The 25,353-nt window shown below is 65.1% G+C and carries 7 protein-coding genes; all 7 read left to right on the top strand.

Annotated features, from left to right (window positions below; translation table 11 throughout):
* Positions 1-12 precede the first annotated feature (12 nt).
* The 7 genes from HRU82_03210 (at position 13) to HRU82_03180 (ending at position 25,350) form a co-directional block, all read left to right on the top strand.
* A complete protein-coding gene (locus tag HRU82_03210; protein ID QOJ34015.1) occupies positions 13-258 on the top strand; it encodes an MbtH family protein in 246 nt (81 codons plus the stop codon).
* Positions 252-1,016 carry a thioesterase gene (locus HRU82_03205; GenBank protein QOJ34014.1) on the top strand — a complete coding sequence of 255 codons (765 nt, stop codon included), beginning with the start codon at positions 252-254 and terminating at the stop codon, positions 1,014-1,016. Before HRU82_03210 ends, HRU82_03205 begins: the two co-directional genes overlap by 7 nt.
* The gene (locus HRU82_03200; protein ID QOJ34013.1) at positions 1,013-2,047 is read left to right on the top strand and encodes a TauD/TfdA family dioxygenase; all 1,035 of its coding nucleotides are present in this window, start codon (positions 1,013-1,015) and stop codon (positions 2,045-2,047) included. The genes HRU82_03205 and HRU82_03200 overlap by 4 nt, the downstream gene beginning before the upstream one ends.
* Positions 2,041-5,343 (top strand): amino acid adenylation domain-containing protein, encoded by a 3,303-nt coding sequence (locus tag HRU82_03195; GenBank protein QOJ34012.1) that lies wholly within the window; start codon positions 2,041-2,043, stop codon positions 5,341-5,343. The genes HRU82_03200 and HRU82_03195 overlap by 7 nt, the downstream gene beginning before the upstream one ends.
* Before the next feature lie 66 nt (positions 5,344-5,409).
* Complete coding sequence (locus tag HRU82_03190) at positions 5,410-8,532, top strand: amino acid adenylation domain-containing protein (GenBank protein ID QOJ34011.1); 3,123 nt, start codon at positions 5,410-5,412, stop codon at positions 8,530-8,532.
* A 2-nt stretch (positions 8,533-8,534) separates the two neighbouring features.
* Positions 8,535-16,406 (top strand): amino acid adenylation domain-containing protein, encoded by a 7,872-nt coding sequence (locus tag HRU82_03185; GenBank protein ID QOJ34010.1) that lies wholly within the window; start codon positions 8,535-8,537, stop codon positions 16,404-16,406.
* A complete protein-coding gene (locus HRU82_03180; GenBank protein QOJ34009.1) occupies positions 16,396-25,350 on the top strand; it encodes an amino acid adenylation domain-containing protein in 8,955 nt (2,984 codons plus the stop codon). Before HRU82_03185 ends, HRU82_03180 begins: the two co-directional genes overlap by 11 nt.
* Positions 25,351-25,353: the final 3 nt, after the last annotated feature.

Here is a 25,353-nt window from a genome sequence, read left to right as displayed (position 1 = left end):
CAAGGAGGCACCATGGGACAGGACGAACAGGACGATACGACGGTCTACAAGGTCGTGGTCAATCACGAGGAACAGTATTCGATCTGGCCCTCCTACCGGGACAATCCGCTGGGTTGGCGGGATGCGGGGAAGACCGGGCTGAAAACCGAATGTCTGGCCTACATCACGGAGGTCTGGACGGATATGCGGCCGCTGAGTCTGCGAAAGTGGATGGCGGAGCAGGCCGGGCAGGCGGATCAGACGGCGGCCCCATGCTGACCGCCACGGATCGGCGTCCCTGGCTGGTCACCTGCCGCCGCGGCGACGGTCTGCGGCTGATCGGGTTTCCCTATGCGGGCGGCGGACCCTCGTTGTTTCGCGGCTGGCCGAGTGAGTTGCTGCAGGACATCGAACTCTGCGCCGTCCATCTACCGGGCCGTGAGGCCAGGATGAAGGAGCAACCGATCGGCGACCTGCGTCGGGTGGTGGCGGAATTGGCCAAGGCCATCGAACCGGTCTGCGATCGGCCCGTGGCGTTGTTCGGCCACAGCATCGGCGGGCTGCTCGCCTTTGAATGTGCCCGCGAGCTGCGCCGACGGTACGGTATCGAACCGGTGCATCTGTTCGTGTCGGGCTGTCCGGCACCGCAGATCCGTGACCAGGATCGACTCTGCGAGTTGCCCGATGAAGAATTTGTGGAACGGATGCGGCACTTCAACGGGACGCCGCGGGAGATCCTGGACCATGCCGAAATGATGGAGCTGATGTTGCCGACGCTCCGCGCCGATTTTGCGCTGCGCGATACGTACGTCCATCAGGCCGAACCGCCGCTCGGCTGCCCGATCACGGCCTTCGGCGGGATGGCGGACCAGGCGGTCGGGACCGAGCAGCTTGCGTCTTGGCGAACGCATAGCGCCGAAGGGTTTCAATTATGGCTGTTTCAGGGAGACCATTTTTTCGTCCGGAGCTCGCAGGCGGCGGTGGTGGAGGCGCTGGTCTTCATCCTGCGGCCCCTGAGGGCGGAGGTAGCACGATGAACCAGGAGAAAGGGACGGCCTATGCGCCGCAGGTCGGCGTGAACGGCCACGCGAACGGACAGGGGGGCTTGGCGGTCGGGGCCTGGATGTCGGACGGCAATCTGCCGTTGTTGGTGACTCCTCTCGAGGAGAGGCGATTGGAGGACTACCTCGACGGGGCTCGTCGGCATGCGGAGACCCTCCTGCCGTCCTGCGGAGGCCTGCTGTTTCGCGGCCTGCCGATCCGCAGCGTTACCGATTTCGAGTCGTTCATCGGCGCCTTCACGTCCTCCCTCGTGTCTTACGAATTCGGTTCGACCCCGCGATCGCAGGTACATCAGCAGGTCTACACCTCGACCGAATATCCGCCGCATCAATCGATTCCGCTGCACAACGAGCAGGCCTACACGCGCGAGTGGCCGATGAAAATCTGGTTCTACTGCAGCCAGGTGCCCGAGGAAGGGGGCTACACGCCGATCGCGGACAGCCGGGAGGTCTATCGCCGGATCCCGGTCAGGATTCGCGAACGCCTTATCGAGAAAGGAATCATGTACGTCCGCAATTACGGCAACGGATTGGATGTGCCTTGGCAAAAGGTATTCAACAGCCACGATCCGACGGTGGTGGAGCGTTTCTGTCGCAACAACGGCATTCTCTACGAGTGGAAGAAAGACGGCGAACTGCGTACCAGGCAGGTGGCGCAGGCGGTCGCGGTCCATCCTCGCACCGGCGAAAGCGTGTGGTTCAACCAAGCCCATCTATTTCATGTCTCGAATCTGGAGCCCGCGGTGCGGGAGGCCCTGTTGGCCGTCGTGGCGGAAGAGGACTTGCCTCGCAATGCCTGTTACGGCGACGGAAGTCCGATCGAATCCGAACTGTTGGAGGAGATTCGCGGCGTGTATCGCATCCTGGCGGTGCAATTCCCCTGGCAGCAGGGAGATGTGATGATGCTCGACAACATGCTCGCCGCGCACGGGCGTACGCCCTTCAAGGGACGGCGGCAGATCTTGGTGGCCATGGCGGAGCCACGGGGAGCCGACGATCCATGCTGATGCCCCACGAGCAGACGCAAGATCCGGAGCAATATCTGTTTCCCATGAGTTTCGGCCAACGGCGGCTCTGGTTCCTCTCGCAGTTGGAACCGGAGAGTGCGTCGTACAACACGGCCATCGCCGTGCGGATGAAGGGGCTGGTGGATCGCCGGGTCCTGCTGGACTGTTTCAACCGCATCGTCGAGCGGCACGAGGTGCTGCGGACCACGTTCACCTCCGACAACGGGGAGCCGGTTCAAATCATTGCAGCCGAGGGCCGCGTCACGCTGGAGGACGGCGTGGTTTCGTCCGATCCCGTTGCCATCGCGGCGGCGGCGCGTCAGGAGGCTCGACGCCCGTTCGATCTTCGTCGGGGGCCGCTGCTGCGCCTGCGGCTGCTCGACATCGCGGAGGACGACCATCTGTTGGTGGTCACGCTGCACCATATCGTATGCGACGGTTGGTCGGCGCAAATCCTGGCGCGGGAATTCGGCCAGTTGTACGTCGAGGCGGTGGAGGGGATCGGCGCAGCGTTGCCGGCGCTTCCCATCCAATATGCCGACTATGCGGAGTGGCAACGGGGGTGGCTGCAGGGCGAAGTCCTCGATCGGCACCTGACCTATTGGAAGCGGCAACTGGCCGGAGACCTGCCGGTGGTCGAACTGCCCGCAGACCACCCGCGCGGGGCGGTCCAAACCTCGTCGGGCAGCCGGTACGCCTTCACCTTGCCGCGGGCCGTGGCCGATGGGTTGCGCGAGCTCAGCCGGCGGCACAACGTGACCCTCTTCATGACCCTGTTGGCCGCCTTCCAGACCTGGCTCATGCGGTATACGGGGGTCGAGGATGTCTGTGTCGGTACCCCCATCGCTTGCCGGACGAAACGCGAGACGGAAGATCTCATCGGCTTTTTTGCGAATACCCTCGTGCTGCGTACGGACCTCTCGCAGGACCCGACCTTCCTTGGCCTGCTCGAGCGGGTACGTGAAGTCGTGATCGGGGCGCAGGAGCATCAGGAGCTGCCGTTCGAGGAACTCGTTGATGCGCTCAAGCCGGCGCGGGTCCTCAGCCACTCACCGCTGTTTCAAGTGCTGTTTGCGCTGCAGACGACGCTGGCCGAGGCCGTCCGGTTGCCCGGGTTGCAGGTCGACATCACCGAAGTCGATGCGGCGGCAGCGAAGTTCGATCTCTCGCTGGACATGGCCGAGACGGAGACGGGGCTGGAAGGGGCCTTTGAGTACAACACCGATCTGTTCGACGCCGCGACCATTGCCCGTATGGCCGGGCATTTCCAGACCCTTGTGGCCGGCATCGCTGAGACGCCGGGCCGCAGACTGAGCGAGTTGCCGCTGCTGTCGATCGAAGAGCAGCAGCAGGCCCTACTGGTCGGGCCTGCTGTCCCCGTTACGGACAGGTGGTTTGACTTTGCTGCGGCTTTCGAGGCGCAGGTCGCACGGACTCCGAACGCTGTCGCCGTGCAATGTGGGGGACAGACCAGGACCTACGAAGCATTGAACGAATCGGCGAACCGAGTCGCCCACGCGCTGACGGCTGCCGGCATCGGCCCTGACAGGATCGTCGCCCTGTTGCTCGACCGTGGTCTGGATCTACTCACCGGCATCGTGGGCCTATTGAAGGCCGGCGGGACCTACCTGCCGTTGGATCCGTCACATCCTCCCGCCCGTTGGGGCGATCTGATCCACTCGAGTGCTGCCTCCGTCGTCGTGACGAGCGAGACCTACCGCGCCCTGGTCGCCGAGGCCTCTCCCCGTCTTGCGACCGGTGAGACGCGGCTCCTCACGATCCAGGACATGGAGAGAGAGGGGAAGACTCCGCGCCGTCGGCTCCGCGCCTGCTCGCCGGACCAGCTGGCCTACGTCATCTATACGTCGGGTTCGACAGGAATTCCCAAGGGCGCCATGGTCACACAGCGGGGGTTGATGAACCACCTCTGGAGCAAGTGTGACTCCTTGGGATTGGGGCCGAACGATGTGGTGGCACAAACGGCCTCGGCCTGTTTCGACATTTCCGTGTGGCAGCACCTGGCAGCTCTCCTCTGCGGCGGATGCACCCTGATCGTCCCGGACGACGTGGCCCGTGATCCTCTGCGGCTCCTGACCTGTCTGGAGTACGAATCCGTCACGGTGGCCGAGACGGTGCCGGTGTTGCTCCAGGGGATGGTGGGGGGAGAACAAGCCGGCGTTCCCCCGCTCCGTGCCTTGCGATGGTTGTTGCCGACAGGCGAAGCCTTGCCGCCGCAACTTAGTCGCGAGTGGCTGGGACGGTACCCGCACGTGCCGCTGGTGAATGCCTATGGACCGGCCGAATGTGCGGATGACGTCGCCACGGCGACGATCACCTCACCACCGGCTGCCGAAGACGTCTGTATGCCGATCGGACGGCCCATTCGGGGGACTCGGCTCATGGTGGTGGACCGCTGGTTGGCGCCGGTGCCGGTAGGGGTGCCCGGGGAACTCTGCATCGGCGGAGTTGGGGTGGGCAGAGGCTACCTTCAAGATTCGGGGCGTACCGCTGTGGCCTTCATCCCCGATCCCTTCGGGACGGAGCCCGGTGCGCGCCTCTATCGAACGGGAGACCTGGTGCGCCGCCGTCAGGACGGTAGCCTGGAGTTCTTGGGGCGGGTGGACCATCAAATCAAGTTGCGCGGGGTGCGGATCGAACCGGGAGAGATCGACGCGCGCCTCAGGGAGCTGTCAGGTATTCAGGATGCCGTCACAGTCGTGCGCGAGGACCGGCCGGGTCAGAAGCGCCTGGTGGCCTATGTCGTGACGGCGGGTGGCCAGGCGCCGTCGATTGAAACCTGGAAGAATGCGCTCCGGTCGCGGCTGCCCGAGGTGATGATCCCGTCGCGATTCGTTCACTTGGAGGGCTTGCCGCGCACCGCGAACGGCAAGGTGGATCGCGCGGCCTTGCCGATCCCCGACGATCTCGGTGACGCCGGGTATGCAGCCCCTCGTGATGCGGTTGAAGCGTTGGTGGCGTCGATCTGGGCGGACGTGTTGCAACGGGAACGGGTCGGCATCCATGACAATTTTTTCGAACTCGGCGGCGATTCCATCTTGAGCCTGCAGGTCGTGAGCCGGGTCAGACAGGCCGGCTTCAGCCTCACGCCGCGGCAGGTCTTTCAATCCCAGACCGTGGCGGAGTTGGCCGCGGCGTTGGCTCAATCTCAAGCCGCGAGCCTTTCAGCGCCAGCGATGGACCTCTCCGGTCCCCTCGTCGACGAGGCCTCGCGGGCGTCGGCGGAAGCGGCCTGCCCGAACCTGGAGGATGTCTACCCGCTGAGCCCGCTGCAGTAAGGGCTCCTCTTCCACAGCCTGTATGCCCCGGTCTCCGGTGTCTATATCGAGCAGATGAGTTGGCGGATGGAGGGTGACCTTGATCTCGCAATGTTCCGCAGCGCGTGGCAGCAGATCGTGGATCGGCACCCGCTGTTGCGGACGAGATTCCTCTGGCGCGAAGTGGCCTCGCCGATTCAAATCGTCCTGCCTGCCGCGGCCCTGCCCTGGCGTGAAGTGGATGCGCGGGATTGCCCGGCAAGCGAGCAGGAGGCGTGGTTCAGCCGACTGGTGGAGGGCGATCGGCTGACGGATTTCGACTTTGAGCTGCCGCCCTTGATGCGGGTCCTGCTGTTTCGTGTCGCCGAGGAGGCCTACGACGTCCTCTGGACGCACCACCACATGCTCATGGACGGCTGGTGTCTGCCGATTCTATTGCAGGAAGTCCTGACCGTCTACGAAGCCTTGCGACGCAAGCGTGTGCCCTGCCTCGAGCCGGTGACGCCCTATCGCCATCACATCGCTCGACTCCTGAAGCAGAACCTGGCCGAGGCGGGGCGATTCTGGCGCGCCGCCTTGAAGGGCATGACGATACCGACCGTCCTGGGCGAAGAGATCGCCCCTGAGGAAATCGCCCAGGGCTCTCCCAACGGCATCGCGACCATTACGCTCTCGCCCGAAGCCAGCGCGCAGTTGCGCACGTTCGCGCAGACCCACCGTGTGACGCTCAATACCCTCGTGCAGGGCGCCTGGGCCATCCTCTTGAGCCGGTACAGTCGAGAATCAGAGGTGTTGTTCGGCACGACCGTGTCCGGTCGGTCCGCCGACATTCCCGGGATCGAGCGCATGGTCGGCCTCTTCATCAACACCCTGCCGCTGCGCGTTCGGGTGGCTCCCGAGGCTGTCCTCACCGAATGGCTGCGAAGTCTGTTGGAGCAGAACGGCGAATTGCGGCAATTCGAACAGACGCCGCTGGTCCAGATCCAAGGCTGGAGCGATATCCAGCGCGGCCAACCCCTGTTCGAGAGCCTGATCGTGTTCGACAACCATCCTCTGGATGAGACTCTGGAGAGTTCGAGCGGCATGGTTGTCGAACGGGTGGCCCTCTCCGGTCAGACGAATTATCCCCTGACGCTCAACGTGCTGCCAGGCAAGGAGCTGATGCTCTCGCTCTGGTATCACCGCAACCGGTTTCGCGATGAGACCGCGGACCGTATGGTTCGACACATCGAGACTTTGCTTGTTGCAATGACGCAGGCTCCCGATACGTGCCTCGGCCTCCTTCCGCTCTTGACCGGGGCAGAGCGGCAGCAGGTGGTGGGGGTGTGGAACCGGACGGGGCGGGTCTATCCGGATGCGGCGGTGCCGGTGCAGCTTGCGGCGCAGGCGGCGCGGACGCCGGCAGCTATCGCGGTGCGGGCGGGGGCGACGACGGTGACCTATGCGGCGTTGCTCGAGCAGGCCTATCAAGTGGCCCAGGCGCTCCGCGGGCGGGGCATCGGGCCGGAGGCGCTGGTGGCCGTGGCCCTGGAGCGGTCGGTGGACCTGGTGGTGGCCCTGCTGGGGACGTGGTATGCGGGCGCGGCCTTCGTGCCGCTCGATCCCTCCTATCCCGTCGCGCGCCTCCGCTACATGCTGGACGACAGCCAGGCGGCGCTGCTCGTGACCGACGGGGCGCAGGCGGCGCGGTTGGCGCATGCCGGCCCGACCCTCTGCCTGGATCGGGACCGGGCCACCCTGGCCACCTATCCGGCCACGCCGCCGCCGGGGCGGCTGGCCGACGCGCAACTGGCCTACGTGCTCTACACCTCCGGCTCCACCGGGCAGCCGAAAGGGGCGGGCAATACGCATGCGGGCCTCCGCAACCGGCTTCAGTGGATGCAAGAGGCCTATGGGCTGACCGCCGCCGACCGGGTGCTGCAGAAGACGCCGATCAGCTTCGACGTGTCCGTGTGGGAATTCTTCTGGCCGTTGCTCGTCGGGGCCGAGCTGGTCATGGCCGAACCCGGCGCCCACAAGGACCCGGCTCAGTTGATCCAGCATATCGTGGCGCAGGGTGTGACCACGCTGCACTTCGTGCCGCCCATGTTGCAGGCCTTCCTGGACCAGCCTGGGGTGGAGACCTGCCGGAGTCTCCGGCAGATCGTCTGTAGCGGCGAAGCCCTGCCGGCGACGGTCCCGCCGCGGGTGCAGCAGCAGTTGCCGGGGGTGGCTCTGCACAACCTCTACGGGCCTACCGAAGCCGCCATCGACGTGACGGCCTGGACCTGTCCGACCCCGCCGGCGGCCACCGTGCCGATCGGGCGGCCCATCGCCAATCTCCAGATCTATGTGCGGGACCCGCAGGGGGAGCCGGTGCCGATCGGGGTGCCGGGGGAATGTTATATCGGCGGGATCGGGGTGGGGCGCGGGTACCATCGGCGGCCGGCCCTGACGGCGGCGCGGTTCGTGCCGGACCCCTTCAGTGCGCAGCCGGGCCAACGGCTCTACCGGACAGGCGATCTCGTGCGGTACCGGTCGGACGGGACCATCGAGTATCTGGGACGGCTGGACCATCAGGTGAAGATCCGGGGCGTGCGCATCGAGGTGGGGGAAGTGGAGGCGGCGCTACGGCAGCAGCCGGGGATTCGGGAGGCCGTGGTGGTGGCGCGGCGGGACGGCCCGGGGGGCGCCCGGCTCGTGGGCTACGTGACGACGGACCCGGCGCAGCCGTTCGAGCCCGCGGCGCTCAAGGCGGGGCTGGCGCAGACGCTGCCGGAGTATCTGGTGCCGGCGGTGGTCGTCCGGCTGGCGCAGCTGCCGTTGAGTCCGAACGGGAAGGTGGACCGCCAGGCCTTGCCCGCACCGGATGTCGAGGCGCCGCGCCCGACCGCCTATGAGGCGCCGGCCACGGTGACCGAACAGCAGCTGGCCGCCATCTGGAGCCAGGTGCTCGGGCTTGCCCAGGTCGGCCGCCACGACAACTTCTTCGAACTCGGCGGGGATTCGATCACGAGCTTGCAGGTTCTGGCGAAGGCCCACCGCGAGGGCATCACGCTGACCCCCAAGCAACTCTTCGAGCACCCGACCGTTGCTGCTGCTGCCACCGTGGCGGTGATCGGGGGGATCGATGCCATGCCCTCCTCGGCGGAAGAGAAGGACGCGGCGGACATTCTGGATGTGGAGTTGAGCGACGAGGAGATGGAGAACCTCTTGAAGGAGATTGGATAGGCATGCAGGCGAACAGGACCGAGAAGCGGGCGGCTGAGCGCGTGACCGGTGGAACTTTCAAGAACATCGAGGCGATTTATCCGCTCTCTCCCATGCAGGAGGGCATGTTGTTCCACACGCTGATGAATCCCGGCACCGGCATCTACCTGATGCAAAACCGTTACTACGTGGAAGGCGAGATGGACGCGGCGTTGTTCCGTCGAGCCTGGAAACAGGTCATCGCACGTCATTCGATCCTGCGGACTTCCTTTGTCTGGAAAAGTCAAAAACGTCCCCTGCAGGCTGTTCACAAGGAGATCGAGGCGCCGCTCGACGTCATGGACTGGCGGGGAAAGCAGCGGGCGGCGCAGATTGCCGATCTCGACGCGCTCTTGAAGCAGGAACTGGAGGAGGGGTTCGATTTCTCCAAGGCGCCGCTCATGCGTCTGCGACTCATCCGTCTGACCGAGCGCACCTATCAGTTCGTGCATAGTTTCCACCACATCCTGCTCGACGAATGGTGCATCTCGCCGCTCCTGATGGATTTCTTGGCCCATTACGAGGCCTGTGCCCAGGGCCTCGTCTGCCGGGCGGACAAGCCCCGCCCCTATCGGGACTACATCGCCTGGCTTCAGAAGCAGGATCTGGACGCAGCCAACCGGTTTTGGCGCGAGTATCTGCAGGGGTTTTCCACGCCCACGCCGCTCGCCTACGATCGTCCTCCGGAAGGTCTGGCCGATCAAAACGATGACGCGGCGGATCATTGCGTACACCTGAGTGCGGATCTCACGACTCGACTCACGGCTCTGGCCCAGCAACATCGTGTGACCCCGAACACCTTCGTGCAGGGGGCTTGGGCGATCCTGCTCGCGCACTACAGCGGCGAGCAGGACGTGCTGTTCGGCGTGACAGTGGCGGGCCGACCGACGCAGCTCGTGGGCGTCGAATCGGTGCTGGGGCTGTTCATCAACACCCTGCCGTTGCGCCTGTTGGTGTCGCCGGATCGGCCGGTGCTGGCTTGGCTCAAGGATCTGCTGGCGGAGAACATCAGGCTTCGCGAGTACGAATACACGCCGCTCATTCAGATTCAACGCTGCAGCGAAGTCCCGCGCGGAGAAGCCCTCTTTCACAGCCTGTTCGTATTCGAGAATGCCCCGGTCGATCCCGCGCTTTGCGAGGGGCGGATCATGTTCCGCGCCGAGGAAGAGCAATATCGCGTCCACACGAATTATCCCATGACCGTCATGGGCTGGCCGGGCAAGGAGCTGGGACTCAAACTTTCGTACGACCGCCGGCTGTTCGACTCGGAGACGGTGGAACGGATGATCGGGCATCTCAAGCGTGTCTTGGAGCACCTCATCCTGCAGCCGGACGCGCGCATCGGCGACCTGCCGATGCTGGGTGAAGAGGAACGCGCCTTGCTGTTGGCTCAGGGGACGGGCCAGACGGATGTCCCGCAGGACGATCGTAGTTTTGCGGCCCGTTTCGAAGCGCAGGTGCGCAGGACCCCGCAGGCCGTGGCGGTGACCTGTGGTGCGCGCGCACTGAGTTATGAAGAGTTGAATCGAGGGGCCAATCGCCTGGCCGATCGGCTGAGGGCGGCAGGCATCGGCCCGGACTCGATCGTAGCCTTACTGGATGAACGCGGCGTCGACCTGCTCACCATGATCGTGGGTTGCTTCAAAGCCGGCGCTGCCTATCTGCCGCTCGATCCGCACCATCCGGTCGCGCGCATCGCGCGGCTGCTGGAGCTGAGCCGCGTGCGCGTCGTCGTCGTCTCGCGGCGTCTGAGTGGCCTTTTGGAGCTGGCCCTGTCGGGGATGCCGGCAGCGTTCCGTCCGTTGGTGGTGACGCTGGACGAGCTGTTGTCGGAGCAAGGGAGCGACGAGGATCGTCCCAGACCCTCGCGGATGGATCAGTTGGCCTATGTCATCTACACGTCCGGATCGACCGGCGTGCCGAAGGGGGCGATGGTCACGCTGGGCGGCATGCTCAACAACCTCGACAGCAAGGTGGCTTCCCTGTCGATCGCGCCGGCGGATGTGGTCGCGCAGACCGCATCGCAATGTTTCGACATTTCCGTCTGGCAATTCCTGACCGCTTTACTCTGCGGAGCGCGGACCCACATCGTTCCCGATGAGCTGGTGCGGGAGCCGGCCCGTTTGCGCGCGCACCTGGACGAGGCCGGGGTGACCATCTATGAAGCAGTGCCCGCCGTCTTGCAGGCCCTGCTGGATGCAGGCGACCGCTCAGGCCCCGTGAACCATCTTCAACACCTGCGATGGGTGCTGCCGACTGGTGAAGCCTTGCCTCCGGCCCTCTGCCGCCGTTGGTTCGAGCGCTATCCAGGCATTCCCCTGATGAACGCCTACGGCCCGGCCGAATGTGCCGACGACGTCGCCGTCCATCCCATCCTGGCAGCGCCGTCGGAGGATTCCGTCCGGGTCCCGATCGGGAAGGCGATTCAGCACCTGCGGCTCTGTATCCTCAATCGGTTTTTTGCGCCGGTGCCGGTGGGGATCTCGGGCGAACTCTGCGTCGGCGGCATCGGTGTCGGTCGCGGATACGTTGAGGATCGTGCACGAACCGCGGAAGCATTCGTGCCGGATCCGTTCGCGAACGAGCCGGGAGCAAGGCTCTATCGCACCGGCGACCTGGCCCGCTATCGGCCCGACGGGACGATCGAATATGTGGGACGCATGGACCATCAGGTCAAGCTGCGCGGATTCAGGATCGAACTCGGTGAAATCGAATCCTACCTGACCGATCAAGACGAGGTCTGTGAAGCGGCGGTCATCGTCCGCGAAGATCGTCCCGGAGAACGGCGGTTGGTCGCCTACGTCGTCCCGCAGGACGGCAAGTCGATCGATAGCGAACGGATACGGGCCGCACTTCAGGCCCATCTCCCCGAGTACATGGTGCCGTCGATCTTTGTATCGCTCGATGCCTTGCCGCGCACGCCGAACGACAAGGTCGACCGAAAGGCCTTGCCTGCTCCCGACCTGGACGGGCTCGGCGGATCAAACTACAAGGCGCCTCGCACCGTGACGGAAGAATTGCTGGCCGGCATCTGGGCGGACATTCTCGGCCTCGAACGGGTCGGGGTGCGGGACCATTTTTTCGAGCTGGGGGGACATTCGCTCTTGGCCACCCAGGTGGTCTCCCGCATCCGGAGTGCCTTTCAAATCGAGCTTCCGTTGCGCGCGGCCTTCGAATGTCCGACCGTTGAGGATTTGGCTCGGACCGTCGATCGGGTTCGTGCGGAAGGAAACGGCCGGCAGGTTCCTCCCTTGACGGCATCGCACCGGGAGGGTCCGGCTCCCTTGTCCTTTGCACAGCAGCGGCTCTGGTTCCTGGCCCAACTGGAACCGGAGAGTTGGCTGTACAACCTCTCGTTCGGTCTCCGACTCCGCGGCCCCCTCGATGTCGAGGCGTTGGCTCGCAGCTTCGAAGCCGTCGCAATGCGGCATGACCAGTTGCGCACGCGGTTTCTCCTGGTCGAGGGCCGCCCCGTTCAAGTAACGACAGAGTCTCCGACCCTGCCGTTTGATCGGCAGGTTGCCGATCCGGCAGCCGGCCTGCCCTTGGACCAATACGTGGCGGACCTGGCCGCAAGCGAGGCCCGACTGCCCTTCGCCTTGGAAGGCAGCCTCTTGTGGCGCATCAAGCTGGTGCAATTGGGCGAGCAGGATCATCTGTTGTTCGTCACGTTACACCATGCCATTGCCGACGGCTGGTCGCTCAACCTGTTGCTGGCGGACATGGTGTCCGCCTATTGCGCCCTCCGTGCGGGGCAGCCCGTGCCCTTCCCCGCTCCGACGGTGCGGTACGCCGACTATGCACAGTGGCAACGCGAGTGGCTGACAGGTGACGTGCTGGAGCATGAACTGGGCTATTGGAAGCAGGCCCTCGCAGGGGCCTCTCCGATGGTGAGCCTGTACGCCGACCATCCCCGTCCCACCGTCCAGACCTTTCGTGGTGCCCGCCACAACTTCACGGTCCCGCCGGACGTCACCGCAGCCCTGCAGGGGCTGGGGCGGCGACAGGGCGTGACCCTGTTCATGACCTTGCTCGCGGCCTTCCAAGTGCTCTTGCATCGGTATAGCGGTGATGGGGACTTGTCGATCGGGACACCGATTGCGAATCGCACGACCGTCGAGACTGAGGGATTGATCGGCTTCTTCGTCAACACCCTCGTGTTGCGGACCGATGTGAGCGGCGATCCGCGCTTCGTCGACCTTCTGGAGCGGGTGCGGGAAACAGTCTTGGGTGCGCAGAGCCACCAGGACGTACCGTTCGAGCAGGTGGTCGATGCGCTCAAGCCCGAGCGTGATCTGAGCCATGCACCGCTCTTTCAAGTGATGTTCGCGTTGCAGACCCTGGGCCGGGACATGATCGAGATTCCGGACCTCACGATCGAACCGGTAGAAGTCGATCCCGGGAGCGCCAAATTCGACTTGTCGTTGGAGATGACGCTGGCACCGGAGGGCCTCACCGGTTTCTTCGAATTCAATCTGGATCTGTTCGAACCGGCCACGATCGAGCGCATGGCCGGCCATTTCCTCACCCTGCTCGCAGGGATCGTGGCGGAGCCGCAGCGGACGCTTGCGGCATTTCCGCTCTTGACCGGGGCAGAGCGGCAGCAGGTGGTGGGGGTGTGGAACCGGACGGGGCGGGTCTATCCGGATGCGGCGGTGCCGGTGCAGCTTGCGGCGCAGGCGGCGCGGACGCCGGCAGCTATCGCGGTGCGGGCGGGGGCGACGACGGTGACCTATGCGGCGTTGCTCGAGCAGGCCTATCAAGTGGCCCAGGCGCTCCGCGGGCGGGGCATCGGGCCGGAGGCGCTGGTGGCCGTGGCCCTGGAGCGGTCGGTGGACCTGGTGGTGGCCCTGCTGGGGACGTGGTATGCGGGCGCGGCCTTCGTGCCGCTCGATCCCTCCTATCCCGTCGCGCGCCTCCGCTACATGCTGGACGACAGCCAGGCGGCGCTGCTCGTGACCGACGGGGCGCAGGCGGCGCGGTTGGCGCATGCCGGCCCGACCCTCTGCCTGGATCGGGACCGGGCCACCCTGGCCACCTATCCGGCCACGCCGCCGCCGGGGCGGCTGGCCGACGCGCAACTGGCCTACGTGCTCTACACCTCCGGCTCCACCGGGCAGCCGAAAGGGGCGGGCAATACGCATGCGGGCCTCCGCAACCGGCTTCAGTGGATGCAAGAGGCCTATGGGCTGACCGCCGCCGACCGGGTGCTGCAGAAGACGCCGATCAGCTTCGACGTGTCCGTGTGGGAATTCTTCTGGCCGTTGCTCGTCGGGGCCGAGCTGGTCATGGCCGAACCCGGCGCCCACAAGGACCCGGCTCAGTTGATCCAGCATATCGTGGCGCAGGGTGTGACCACGCTGCACTTCGTGCCGCCCATGTTGCAGGCCTTCCTGGACCAGCCTGGGGTGGAGACCTGCCGGAGTCTCCGGCAGATCGTCTGTAGCGGCGAAGCCCTGCCGGCGACGGTCCCGCCGCGGGTGCAGCAGCAGTTGCCGGGGGTGGCTCTGCACAACCTCTACGGGCCTACCGAAGCCGCCATCGACGTGACGGCCTGGACCTGTCCGACCCCGCCGGCGGCCACCGTGCCGATCGGGCGGCCCATCGCCAATCTCCAGATCTATGTGCGGGACCCGCAGGGGGAGCCGGTGCCGATCGGGGTGCCGGGGGAATGTTATATCGGCGGGATCGGGGTGGGGCGCGGGTACCATCGGCGGCCGGCCCTGACGGCGGCGCGGTTCGTGCCGGACCCCTTCAGTGCGCAGCCGGGCCAACGGCTCTACCGGACAGGCGATCTCGTGCGGTACCGGTCGGACGGGACCATCGAGTATCTGGGACGGCTGGACCATCAGGTGAAGATCCGGGGCGTGCGCATCGAGGTGGGGGAAGTGGAGGCGGCGCTACGGCAGCAGCCGGGGATTCGGGAGGCCGTGGTGGTGGCGCGGCGGGACGGCCCGGGGGGCGCCCGGCTCGTGGGCTACGTGACGACGGACCCGGCGCAGCCGTTCGAGCCCGCGGCGCTCAAGGCGGGGCTGGCGCAGACGCTGCCGGAGTATCTGGTGCCGGCGGTGGTCGTCCGGCTGGCGCAGCTGCCGTTGAGTCCGAACGGGAAGGTGGACCGCCAGGCCTTGCCCGCACCGGATGTCGAGGCGCCGCGCCCGACCGCCTATGAGGCGCCGGCCACGGTGACCGAACAGCAGCTGGCCGCCATCTGGAGCCAGGTGCTCGGGCTTGCCCAGGTCGGCCGCCACGACAACTTCTTCGAACTCGGCGGGGATTCGATTCTCGGCCTCCAGGTGATTGCCCAGGCCAAGGAGATCGGCCTGTCGTTGACGCCTCGGCAGCTGTTTCAGCAACAAACGATCGAGGCGCTCGCGGCGGTGGCCAATCGGGAGTCGGCTACGGCGCCGGTGATCCAGGCCGAGCAGGGGCTCGTCTCGGGACCCTTGCCGATGACGCCGGCTCAACGCTGGTGGTTCGAGCAGCGATTGTCCGAGCCCCATCATTGGAACCAATCGCTCATGGTGACGATTTCTGAACAGCCGGATCGGGCCAGGTTGGCGCGGGCGCTTGGCCTGCTGCTGGAGCGGCACGATGGCCTGCGCATGCGCTTCGACCTCTCGAACGGCCCGACGGCGCGGATCGAGGCCATGGTTTCATCCGAAGATCTCCTGACTTCCGTCGACCTGAGCGAAGTCTCCGACGAAGCAGCAGCAAACGCTATCGCCGACGAGTCCGAACGGTACCAGCAGAGCCTGCATCTGGAACAGGGGCCGCTGTTCCGCGCGCTGTTGTTCGATCTAGGGCCGACGCGGCCAAGCAGGTTCCTGTTGATGGCGCACCATCTCGTCGTCGACGGGGTGTCTTGGCGCATTCTCCTAGAGGACCTTGAGCGGGCCTATCTGGCCGAGGAGGGAAGCCAACCGATCTTTACGCCCAAAACCACGTCGATCAAACAGTGGACCGAAGCGGCACAGACCCTGGCGGAGTCCGGGGCCCTGTCCAGTGAGGCGGCATTCTGGAGCGAACAGGACCAGCCGAGGGACCTCTCGTTGCCGCTTGATGATCCGCGGGGAGAACGGAGTGAGGCTTCGGCGGAGACTTGCCACCTCTCGTTCAGCCAGGAGGAAACGGAAGCCCTGTTGCGGCAGGCGCCGGCCGCCTACAAGACCCAGGTGAACGATCTCTTGTTGGCCGCCTTGGTCCACACGTTCCATTGGTGGACGGGCGAGGATCGTTTGCTGCTGGACCTCGAAGGCCATGGCCGCGAGTCGATCGTTCCAGGAACCGATCTGTCACGGACGGTCGGCTGGTTCACCAGCATCTTTCCGCTGCTCCTCCGGCTGCCGAAGGGATCGACCGGCGACATCGTCAAAGGCATCAAGGAGCAACTGCGCGCCGTCCCGTCCGGCGGGGTGGGGTACGGCCTCTTGCGGTACCTGGGCCGGTCACCCGAAACCGAGCGCCTTCGAGGTCAGACCACGGCGCAGGTCTGCTTCAACTATCTGGGCCAACTCGACCGAGGCGGGGCCGAGCAGGCCCTGTTCGGACTAGCGCCGGAACCGACCGGGCGGGAGCACGGTGCCTCGAATCGGATGCCCTATGAACTCACCATCACTGCGGACGTGACGGATGGACGGTTGAGCATGACCTGGACCTACAGCGGTGCGCGGTTCAAGCGAGCGACGATCGAGAGGCTCGGGGCTTCCTATCGGCAGCGGTTGTGCGACCTGATTGTTCACTGTTGTGCGCCGGACGCCGGGGGATACACGCCGTCGGATTTTCCGGACGTGCAGATCGATCAGGACGCCCTCGACAACATTCTTGAGACCATGGAACGGAGCCATGCGCGATAAACCACAGATCGAAGCCATGTACTATCTGTCCCCGCTGCAACAGGGACTGCTCTATCACCGCCTCGCCGACGCGGCGGCGGACCCCTATTTCTACCAGTATGTCTACCGGCTGTCGGGCGACCTGCGGCTCGACGCCTTTGAGCGAGCCTGGCAGTTGGTGGTTGAGCGCCATGCGGTGCTCCGTACGGCGTTCGTGTGGGAGGGTGTCGAGAAACCGCTGCAGGTCGTGCGTCGGCAGGCGACCCTGCCCATTGAGCGGCACGACTGGCGCGGCCTGCCGGACGAAGAGCAGCGGTTGCAGTTCTCGTCGCTGCTCGAACGTGATCGGGCCGCGGGCCTCGATCTGTTGCTGCCGCCCCTCATGCGCCTGCATCTGATCCGCAAGGGGGACCGTGAATGGGTCTTGATCAACAGCCATCACCACATCCTTTTGGACGGATGGAGCATGGCGCTCGTGCTGCGCGATGTGTTGGCGGCCTACGAAACGCTGGCGGGTGGTGCCTCTCCGTCGATCGAATCGCCTCGGCCCTACCGCGAGTACATCTCGTGGGTCCATCGTCAGGATCTGGCGCAGGCCGAAACGTTTTGGCGCGCGACGTTGGCGGGATTTCACCACCCCACGCCGATCGCGATCGAAGCACCCTTTCCCGAGGCTTCAGCCGAGAGCCTTCCGTTCGCCGAGCAATCCCTGCGGCTGCCGGCCGACAGGATGGAGGCGCTCCAGGCCTTGGCCAAGCGGATAAAGGTTACCCTGAATACGCTCTTCCAGGGGGCCTGGGCTCTCCTGCTCCATCGCTACAGCGGAGAAAAGGACATTCTGTTCGGAGCGACGGTATCCGGGCGGCCCGCGGAACTGGCCGGCGTGGAGGCGATGGTGGGGCTGTTCATCAACAGCCTGCCGATTCGAGTCTCGGTTCGACCGGACCAGACCCTGGCCGAATGGCTGCGCGACCTCCAGGACCGGAACGCGGCGTTGCGTCAGTATGAATGGACCCCGCTCAGCCATATCCAACGGTGGAGCGACGTACCCAATGGCAGGCCTCTGTTCGAGAGTCTGCTCGTGTTCGAAAGTTATCCCGAAGCGCCGCAGGGCGGCGAACCCTCGTCGCTGAGTATCGAGCCCGTGACTCCGGGATTTGGCGGCGGCTACAGGCTCACGCCGGGCCGCAACAACTATCCGCTCTCGTTGATGGTAGAACCGGGCCGCGACCTGCAGCTCATCGTTTGTTACGCCCACCGGCGGTTCGCGCATGAAACGATCACCCGTCTGTTCGGTCATCTCGATCGGTTGCTCGCGGCCATGGCGGCGACGCCGGAGGCGAGGGTGGCGGACCTTTCGTTGCTGACGGAAGAGGAACGGACACAACTGCTCGCGTGGAATGGATCGATCCGGTCGGATGATGCGGCGGAGAGTTGCATCCATGACCTGATCGCCGCCCAGGTCGAGGCCAGGCCTGATGCTATGGCAGTCGTGACCAAGACGGAACGGCTCACCTATCAGGAGCTTGATCGACGCGCGACTCTCTTGGCGCGCTACCTTCGAGGGCAGCGTGTGGGGCCGGATGACCGGATCGGTCTCTGCCTGGATCGTTCGTTGGATCTGGTGATCGGCATCCTCGCGGTACTCAAGGCCGGCTGTGCCTATGTGCCGCTCGATCCAACCTATCCTCGCGAGCGTCTGGCCACGATGATGGCCGACAGCCAGGCGCGCTGGATCATCACTCGGAGCGACCAAGCCCAAGGTCTTGCGGACTTTGCCGACCGCCTGGTCCTGCTGGACCGTCAAGCGGATGAGATTGCAAACTGCGGCGACGGGCCTCTTGCCGTGCCTGTCTCGCCGAAGAGTCTCGCCTACGTGATCTACACCTCCGGCTCCACCGGCCGCCCCAAGGGAGTGGCCGTGGAACATCGGCAGGTGGCGGCCTACGTTCGCGCGCTCCTGCAACTGGAGTCCGTGGCAGCCGGTGCGAGTCTGGCAGCCCTCTCGACGGTCGCGGCAGACCTCGGCAATACGGCCCTCTTCGGCGCACTCTGCTCAGGGCGTACCCTCCACCTGTTTTCGACGGAGGACGGCTTCGATCCCGATGCGATGGCCTCCGCCATGCAGGAGCGAGGGATCGAGGTCCTCAAGATCGTGCCGAGTCATCTGCGTGGACTCCTCCACGCGGCCCGTCCCGAGCACGTGTTGCCCACCCGTTGTCTCATTCTCGGGGGCGAAGCGCTGCGCCACGATCTCGTGCAAGAAGTTCGTCGCTTGGTCCCGGCCTGCTCTATCGTCAACCACTATGGTCCGACCGAAACGACGATCGGCGTATTGGCTCACGTGCTCGAGGACTCAGCCGGCCACACCGAGCGGGATGTGCCGATCGGCCGTCCCTTCTCCTCCGTCCAGGCCCATGTACTGGACGGCGATGGGCAGCCGGTCCCGATCGGCGTGCCGGGAGAACTCTATATCGGAGGGCAGCAGGTTACGCGGGGCTATCTCGGACGACCCGAGGCGACGGCGGAGCGATTCGTTCCCGATCCCTTCAGTGGTCGGCCGGGAGCCAGGCTGTACCGGACGGGCGATCGGGCGACACGGCGTGCCGACGGCAGGGTCGAATTTCTGGGCCGCATCGACCATCAGGTCAAGGTGCGCGGGTTCCGCATCGAGCTCGGGGACATCGAAGCGCAACTGCGGCGCGAGCCGGACGTGGCCGACGCGGTCACGGTGGTTCGCGAAACTGCCGACGGCACGCAGCAGCTCGTGGCCTACCTGGTCGGACCCTCGACGTTGGATACGGCCGGTATCCGAGCCAGGCTCGCGCTGCGTCTTCCGGACTATATGGTCCCGCAGGCCCTCGTGCGGCTTGATGCCTTGCCCCTCACGCCCAATGGCAAGCTCGACCGAACCGCCCTGCCTGACCCCGGACGGCAGGACGCAACCGCGCTGCCCTCATACGTGGAACCGCGCAACACGACTGAGGAGATCCTGGCGGGAATTTGGCAAACCGTCTTGCAAGTCGAACGCGTCGGCGTGCACGACAACTTTTTCGCCTTGGGGGGCGATTCGATCCGCACGTTGCAGGTCATTGCGCGCGCAAACCGTGACGGGGTCAAGCTGACACCCAAGCAACTGTTCGAACATCAAACCGTGGCTGCCGCGGCGGCGGTGGCACAGGTGAAACAGGCCGCGCCGGCCGATGCCGGTCAGATCCAGGTGAGGGCAGTCGAGGAGAACGCGGCACCGGCCCTGCCGGTCTTCCCGCTGACAGGGTTGGCCTCGGAGGAACTGGTGGGGCGGCGAGAGGACTGGGCGGAGATCGAAGACTGTTACCCCCTGTCGCCGATGCAGGAAGGCATGTTGTTTCACACCCTGATGAACCCCGGTTCCGGCATCTATCTCATGCAGCAGTATTACGCGTGGGAGGGGCGTCTGGATCGGGAGGTCTTCGGCCGGGCCTGGCAGCGCGTCATCGACCGCTACCCGATGCTCCGAACCTCCTTCATGTGGAAGGACTTGCCCGCCCCGCTCCAGCTCGTCCATCGACGGGTCGCGGCGGAGACTGTGATTCAGGACTTGGATTGGGCGGGCCTGAGTGACGAGCAACAACAGGTCCGCATGCGGGACATGCTGGAGCAGGAATTGAAAGAGGGGTTGGATTTCGTGCGTGCGCCGCTCATGCGCATCCGTCTCGTACGGCGCGGCCTGGATCGGTACGCTATCGTGCGGAGTTTTCACCATATCCTCACCGACGACTGGTGTTTCTCCCTCCTCATGATGGACTTCCTCACCCACTACGATGCCTACCTCCAAGGAAAGCCGTTGGCGCTGCCCAAGCCGGCGCCCTATCGCGATTACATCGCCTGGCTGCAACGGCAGGACCAGGCTGCGGCCGAACAATTCTGGAAACAGGAATTGGCCGGCTTCACCACGCCGACCCCACTGGGGATCGAGCGGGTGGACCCCGATAGCTCCGCAACCGGAGTCGAGGTGGGCGACGTGTTCATGGAGTTGTCGCCGGAGGTGTCCGAACAACTGCGGGTCTTGGCCCAACGCCACCATGTGACTCTGAATACTTTCCTGCAGGGAGCCTGGGCCATCCTGCTCTCGCGCTATAGCGGGGAGTCGCAGGTCTTGTTCGGCGTGACCGTCGCGGGAAGGCCGACCGACCTGCCCGGCGTGGAGGAGATCGTCGGCCTCTTCATCAACACGCTGCCGCTTCGCGTCACCCTGTCGCCTGAGATGCCCGTGACGACGTGGCTCCGACATCTGCTGGCGGAAAACTATCGGATCCGCCAATACGAATATGCGCCGTTGGTGCGTATCCAACAATGGAGCGACGTGCCGTCGGGACAGGCGCTCTTCCGCAGTCTGCTCGTGTTCGAGAACGCGCCGAAGGACGCGAGGCTCGGCGAAGAACGGGACGATCGCGCTCTGTCCTACGACCAAGACCGTGTCCACACGAACTATCCCATGACCGTGGTCGGGTATCCCGGGGAGTCGATGGGGGTGCGCCTGAGCTACGACCGGCGGCTCTTCGAACAGGCCGACGTGGCGCGCATGCTCGACCACCTCAAGCGATTACTTGAGGCCATGGTCGCGTCCCCCGAGGCGGCGATCCGTGACCTTCCGATGCTCGACGAGAGGGAGCGCCATCGCCTGCTGGTGGACTGGAACTGGTGCGATCGCGATGCGCCTGTCCCTGAGGACTTTGCCACGCTGTTCGAAGCCCAAGTCGAGCGGATGCCGGGGGCCGTCGCGGTGCAACAGGGTGACGCGCGCCTGAGCTACGAGGAACTGAATCGCGCGGCCAATCAGATCGCCCATGGCCTGCGCAAGCGCGGCGTGGGGGCCGACAGCATCGTGGCACTCTTGGACGATCGTGGGCCGGCGCTGTTATCGATGATCGTGGGGGTGTTGAAGGCCGGTGGCGCCTATCTGCCGCTGGATCCCCATCACCCCGCCGAGCGGTTGGTGCAGATCCTCTCCACCGCCCGGGTGAAGGTCCTGATCACAGGGGGCCGCCATGCAGCCTTGGCGGCGGTGGTCGCAAGGATGCTGCCGGCGGGGGCGGGGCCGGATCTTGTGTTGATGGAGGATTTCTCAGGAGAGGCGCGGGAAGGCGACAATCCTCCCCCGCTGGCGGCGCCGCAACGCCTCGCCTATGTCATCTTTACCTCCGGGTCGACCGGGGTGCCCAAGGGCGCGATGGTCGAGAGCCGGGGAATGATGAACCATCTCATGACGAAGATTCCGACGCTCGAACTTGGTCCCGGTGATGTGGTCGCCCAGACTGCTTCGCAATGCTTCGATATCTCCGTCTGGCAGTTCCTGACCCCGCTGCTCTGCGGGGCCACGGTGCAGATTATTCCCGACGACGTGGTACGCGATCCTCAACGGCTGTTGGCCGAGGTTGCGGCTCGGCAGGTCTCGGTGCTGGAGGTGGTGCCCTCGTTGTTGAGCAGCCTCCTCGCGGGGCCCTCCTTGTCTCTTCCCCGGCTGCGCTGGTTGCTGCCCACTGGTGAGGCCTTGTTGCCGGACCTGTGCCGCCGGTGGTTGGACCGCTATCCGACCGTGCCGCTCGTGAACGCCTACGGCCCGGCGGAATGTTCCGACGATGTCGCGCTCGCCTGCATTCGTGAGCAGCCGCCCGAGGAGGAACTCAGAATGCCGATCGGGCAGCCGATCCATGGTGTGCGGCTGTATGTCCTGGATCGCCGGATGGACCTCATGCCGCCTGGCGTGGCCGGAGAGTTGTGTGTTGGGGGAGTGGCCGTGGGTCGCGGATACCTCGGTGATCCGGCGAGGACGGCGGCGGTCTTCGTCCCGGATCCCTTTTCCTCCTTGCCGGGGAGTCGGCTCTATCGAACCGGAGATCTGGTCCGCCACCGGCCTGGCGGGGCGCTCGAATTCGTGGGGCGGCGCGATCATCAAGTCAAGATTCGGGGATTCCGGATCGAACTGGGCGAAATCGAAGCCAGGTTGGCGCAGCATCCCGATGTCGAGCGTTGTGTCGTGGTGGCGAGCGAGTTGCAGCAGGGGCATCGGCAATTGGTGGCCTATGTGGCGACGACGGCGACCTTGAACGCCGATCGTCTCCGACTGTTTCTGCGGCGGACGCTGCCCGACTACATGGTACCGGCCACCTTCGTCTTCCTCCCGTCCCTGCCGCTCACGCCGAATGGAAAAATCGACCGGAAGGCGTTGCCCACACCGGATGCGGACCGCCGGGGCGATGATTTCGAACCCTCCGTGACGCAGACGCAAGAGCTGGTGGCGGGGATCTGGGCCGAGATCTTGGGGCTGGAGCGCATCGGGCGACGGGATCAGTTTTTCGAACTCGGCGGCCATTCCCTGCTCGCTACGCAGGTCATGTCCCGCGTGCGGGCGGCGTTTCGCATCGACCTCCCCCTCCGTACGCTGTTCGACCATGCGACGGTCGAGGCCTTTGCGTTGGCCGTGGATCAAGCCCTGCTCGCAGGGGACGGCGGACAGATTCCCCCGCTCCTGCCGGCACCGCAGGCCGAGCACCTGCCGCTTTCCTTCGCGCAGCAACGTCTGTGGTTCCTCGCGCAAATGGACCCGGAAAGCGGGGCCTACAATTTGCCGTTTGCCCTCCGTCTCGGCGGAACGCTTCATCACGGAATCCTGGAACGGAGTTTTCTCGCGCTCCTGCGCCGCCACGAAACCCTGCGCACCACCTTCTCGGCCGTGGACGGGGAACCGAGGCAGGTGGTGATCCAACTCGATCACTTTTCAATTCCGGTCGAGGACCTCACACTCCTGTCGGAGTCGGAGCGGACGGCGGCCATTCATCACCATGCCGAAGCCCAAGCGCAACGACCGTTTCACCTGGATCGAGACCTGCCGATCCGTGCCCTCCTGCTGAAGGTGAGCGCCGAGGCCCATATCCTGCTCGTGACGGTCCACCACATCGCGGCCGATGCCTGGTCGCTGGCGGTCGTGACGCAGGAGGTGGCGACGATGTACAACGCGCTGGCGAACCAGGCGGAGGGATCGAGCGGGGCGGCCGGCGATGAGGTGGAGCAGCTGCTGCCCGCCTTGCCGATCCAGTATCGCGACTTCGCGCTGTGGCAGCGGCAATGGCTCCAGGGAGCCTTGCTCGAACGAGAGATCGTCTACTGGAAGCGACGGCTCGGGTCCACGCCCCCGCAATTGAGGCTGCAGACCGACCATCCGCGGCCTGAACGCCAGAGTTATCGAGGCGGACGGCTCACGTTCCACGTGCCCGGAGAGACGCTCGAGCCGCTCCGGCGATTGAGTCGGCGTCAGGGCGTGACCCTGTTCATGACGCTGCTCGCGGCCTTCAAGGTGCTGTTGTCCCAATTGGCGAAACAGACCGACATCCTGGTCGGCACAGACGTGGCCAACCGGAACCGCGCTGAGACCGAACAGCTTGTGGGGTTCTTCGTCAACCTCCTGCCCCTGCGTACGGATCTGAGCGGCAATCCGTCCTTCGTGCAGCTCTTGGGGCGGGTGCGGGAGACGGCCTTGGGGGCCTATGCCCACCAGGATGTGCCGTTTGAGAAGATCGTGGATGCGCTGAAGCTGACAAGGGATCTCGGTCGGAACCCGCTGGTACAGGTCCTGTTCGTGTTGCAGAACGTGCCGCCGCCCTCGCTGCAACTGGCCGGCGTGAGCGTCGAGTCCTTGGAGTTCGAGCACGAGGTGTCGCGGTTCGACGTGGGCCTGTTCATGGAAGAAACGGAGGACGGCTGCGCCGGCTTGTGGAAGTTCAGCCGCGATCTGTTCGAATTCGAGACGATCGCCGGATGGACGCAACGGTTTCTACGGCTGTTGCAGGAGATCGGACTTGCGCCGGAGCGCGGGATCGATACGTTGGAGACGGACGATGGGGAGGCAAAGGAGGCGCAGAAGATGGAACAGCAGCAACGGAACGATCAGCGGCTCCAGCGATTCAAGGCGATCAAGCCGAAGCCGGTCGCGTTGGCGCAGCGCACGCTGGTGACCGGCCGGCCGCTCGTGGAAGGTCATGCGATGCCTTGGCTCTACACCCCGGCGGTGGAGGATGTCGATCTGGCCGGATGGGTCAGGGATCAACGCCCGCGCTTGCAGCGTGAACTGTTGCAGTCTGGCGCCCTGCTGTTCCGCGGGTTCGCGCTCAAGACGGTGCAGGACTTCGAATCCGTCGCGCAAGCCTTCTGCAGCGAGCTGTTCGGAGACTATGGCGATTTGCCACGCGAGAAGAGCGGTCGTCATGTCTACGGCTCGACGCCCTATCCATCGGAGAAACCCATCCTTTTCCACAACGAGAGTTCTCACATGCATCGCTGGCCGCAGAAGCAGTTCTTCTTCTGCCTGCAGGCGGCACGGGAGGGAGGACAGACGCCGATCGTGGACGGCCGGCTGATGTTCCAGGGGCTGAGGCCGGACCTGCGCGAGCGACTGCGCAGCAAGCAGCTCATGTACGTCCGTAACTTCGTGCCGGGCGTCGACGTGAGTTGGCAGGATTTCTTTCGGACGACCGACAAGGCCGCCGTGGAGGCCCTGTGCGTCCGTAACGGCATGACCTGGCAATGGATGGAGAAGGACGGCCTGCGCACCAAACAGCTCTGTCCGGCCATCATCGAACATCCCGAGACCGGGGAATCGGTGTTCTTCAACCAGATCCAGCTTCACCACGTCTCCTGCTTGGAGCCGGCGGTGCGGGAGTCTCTCCTGTCGATGCTCGGTATCGATTCGCTCCCGAGAAACGTCTACTACGGTGACGGCACCACCATCGAGGATGAGGTTGTCGAGGAAATCGGCGCCCTGTACGAGCGGACCGCGGTGCGGTTTCCATGGCAGGAGGGAGACCTCATTATGCTCGACAACATGCTCGTGGCCCATGCGCGCGACCCCTTTGTCGGACCCCGCAAGATCGTCGTCGCGATGGGTGACATGATCGCCCAGTCGGCTGTTCACTCCATGACGTCATAGGGG

This window comes from Nitrospira sp., assembly GCA_015709715.1.
Lineage (GTDB): Bacteria > Nitrospirota > Nitrospiria > Nitrospirales > Nitrospiraceae > Nitrospira_A.
This window is presented reverse-complemented; position numbering and strand designations above follow the sequence as displayed.

Coding starts and splice junctions, on each gene's coding strand:
- HRU82_03200 (QOJ34013.1), top strand. CDS start 1,013: ATGAACCAGGAGAAAGGGACGGCCTATGCGCCGCAGGTCGGCGTGAAC.
- HRU82_03185 (QOJ34010.1), top strand. CDS start 8,535: ATGCAGGCGAACAGGACCGAGAAGCGGGCGGCTGAGCGCGTGACCGGT.
- HRU82_03180 (QOJ34009.1), top strand. CDS start 16,396: ATGCGCGATAAACCACAGATCGAAGCCATGTACTATCTGTCCCCGCTG.
- HRU82_03210 (QOJ34015.1), top strand. CDS start 13: ATGGGACAGGACGAACAGGACGATACGACGGTCTACAAGGTCGTGGTC.
- HRU82_03195 (QOJ34012.1), top strand. CDS start 2,041: ATGCTGATGCCCCACGAGCAGACGCAAGATCCGGAGCAATATCTGTTT.
- HRU82_03205 (QOJ34014.1), top strand. CDS start 252: ATGCTGACCGCCACGGATCGGCGTCCCTGGCTGGTCACCTGCCGCCGC.
- HRU82_03190 (QOJ34011.1), top strand. CDS start 5,410: ATGGAGGGTGACCTTGATCTCGCAATGTTCCGCAGCGCGTGGCAGCAG.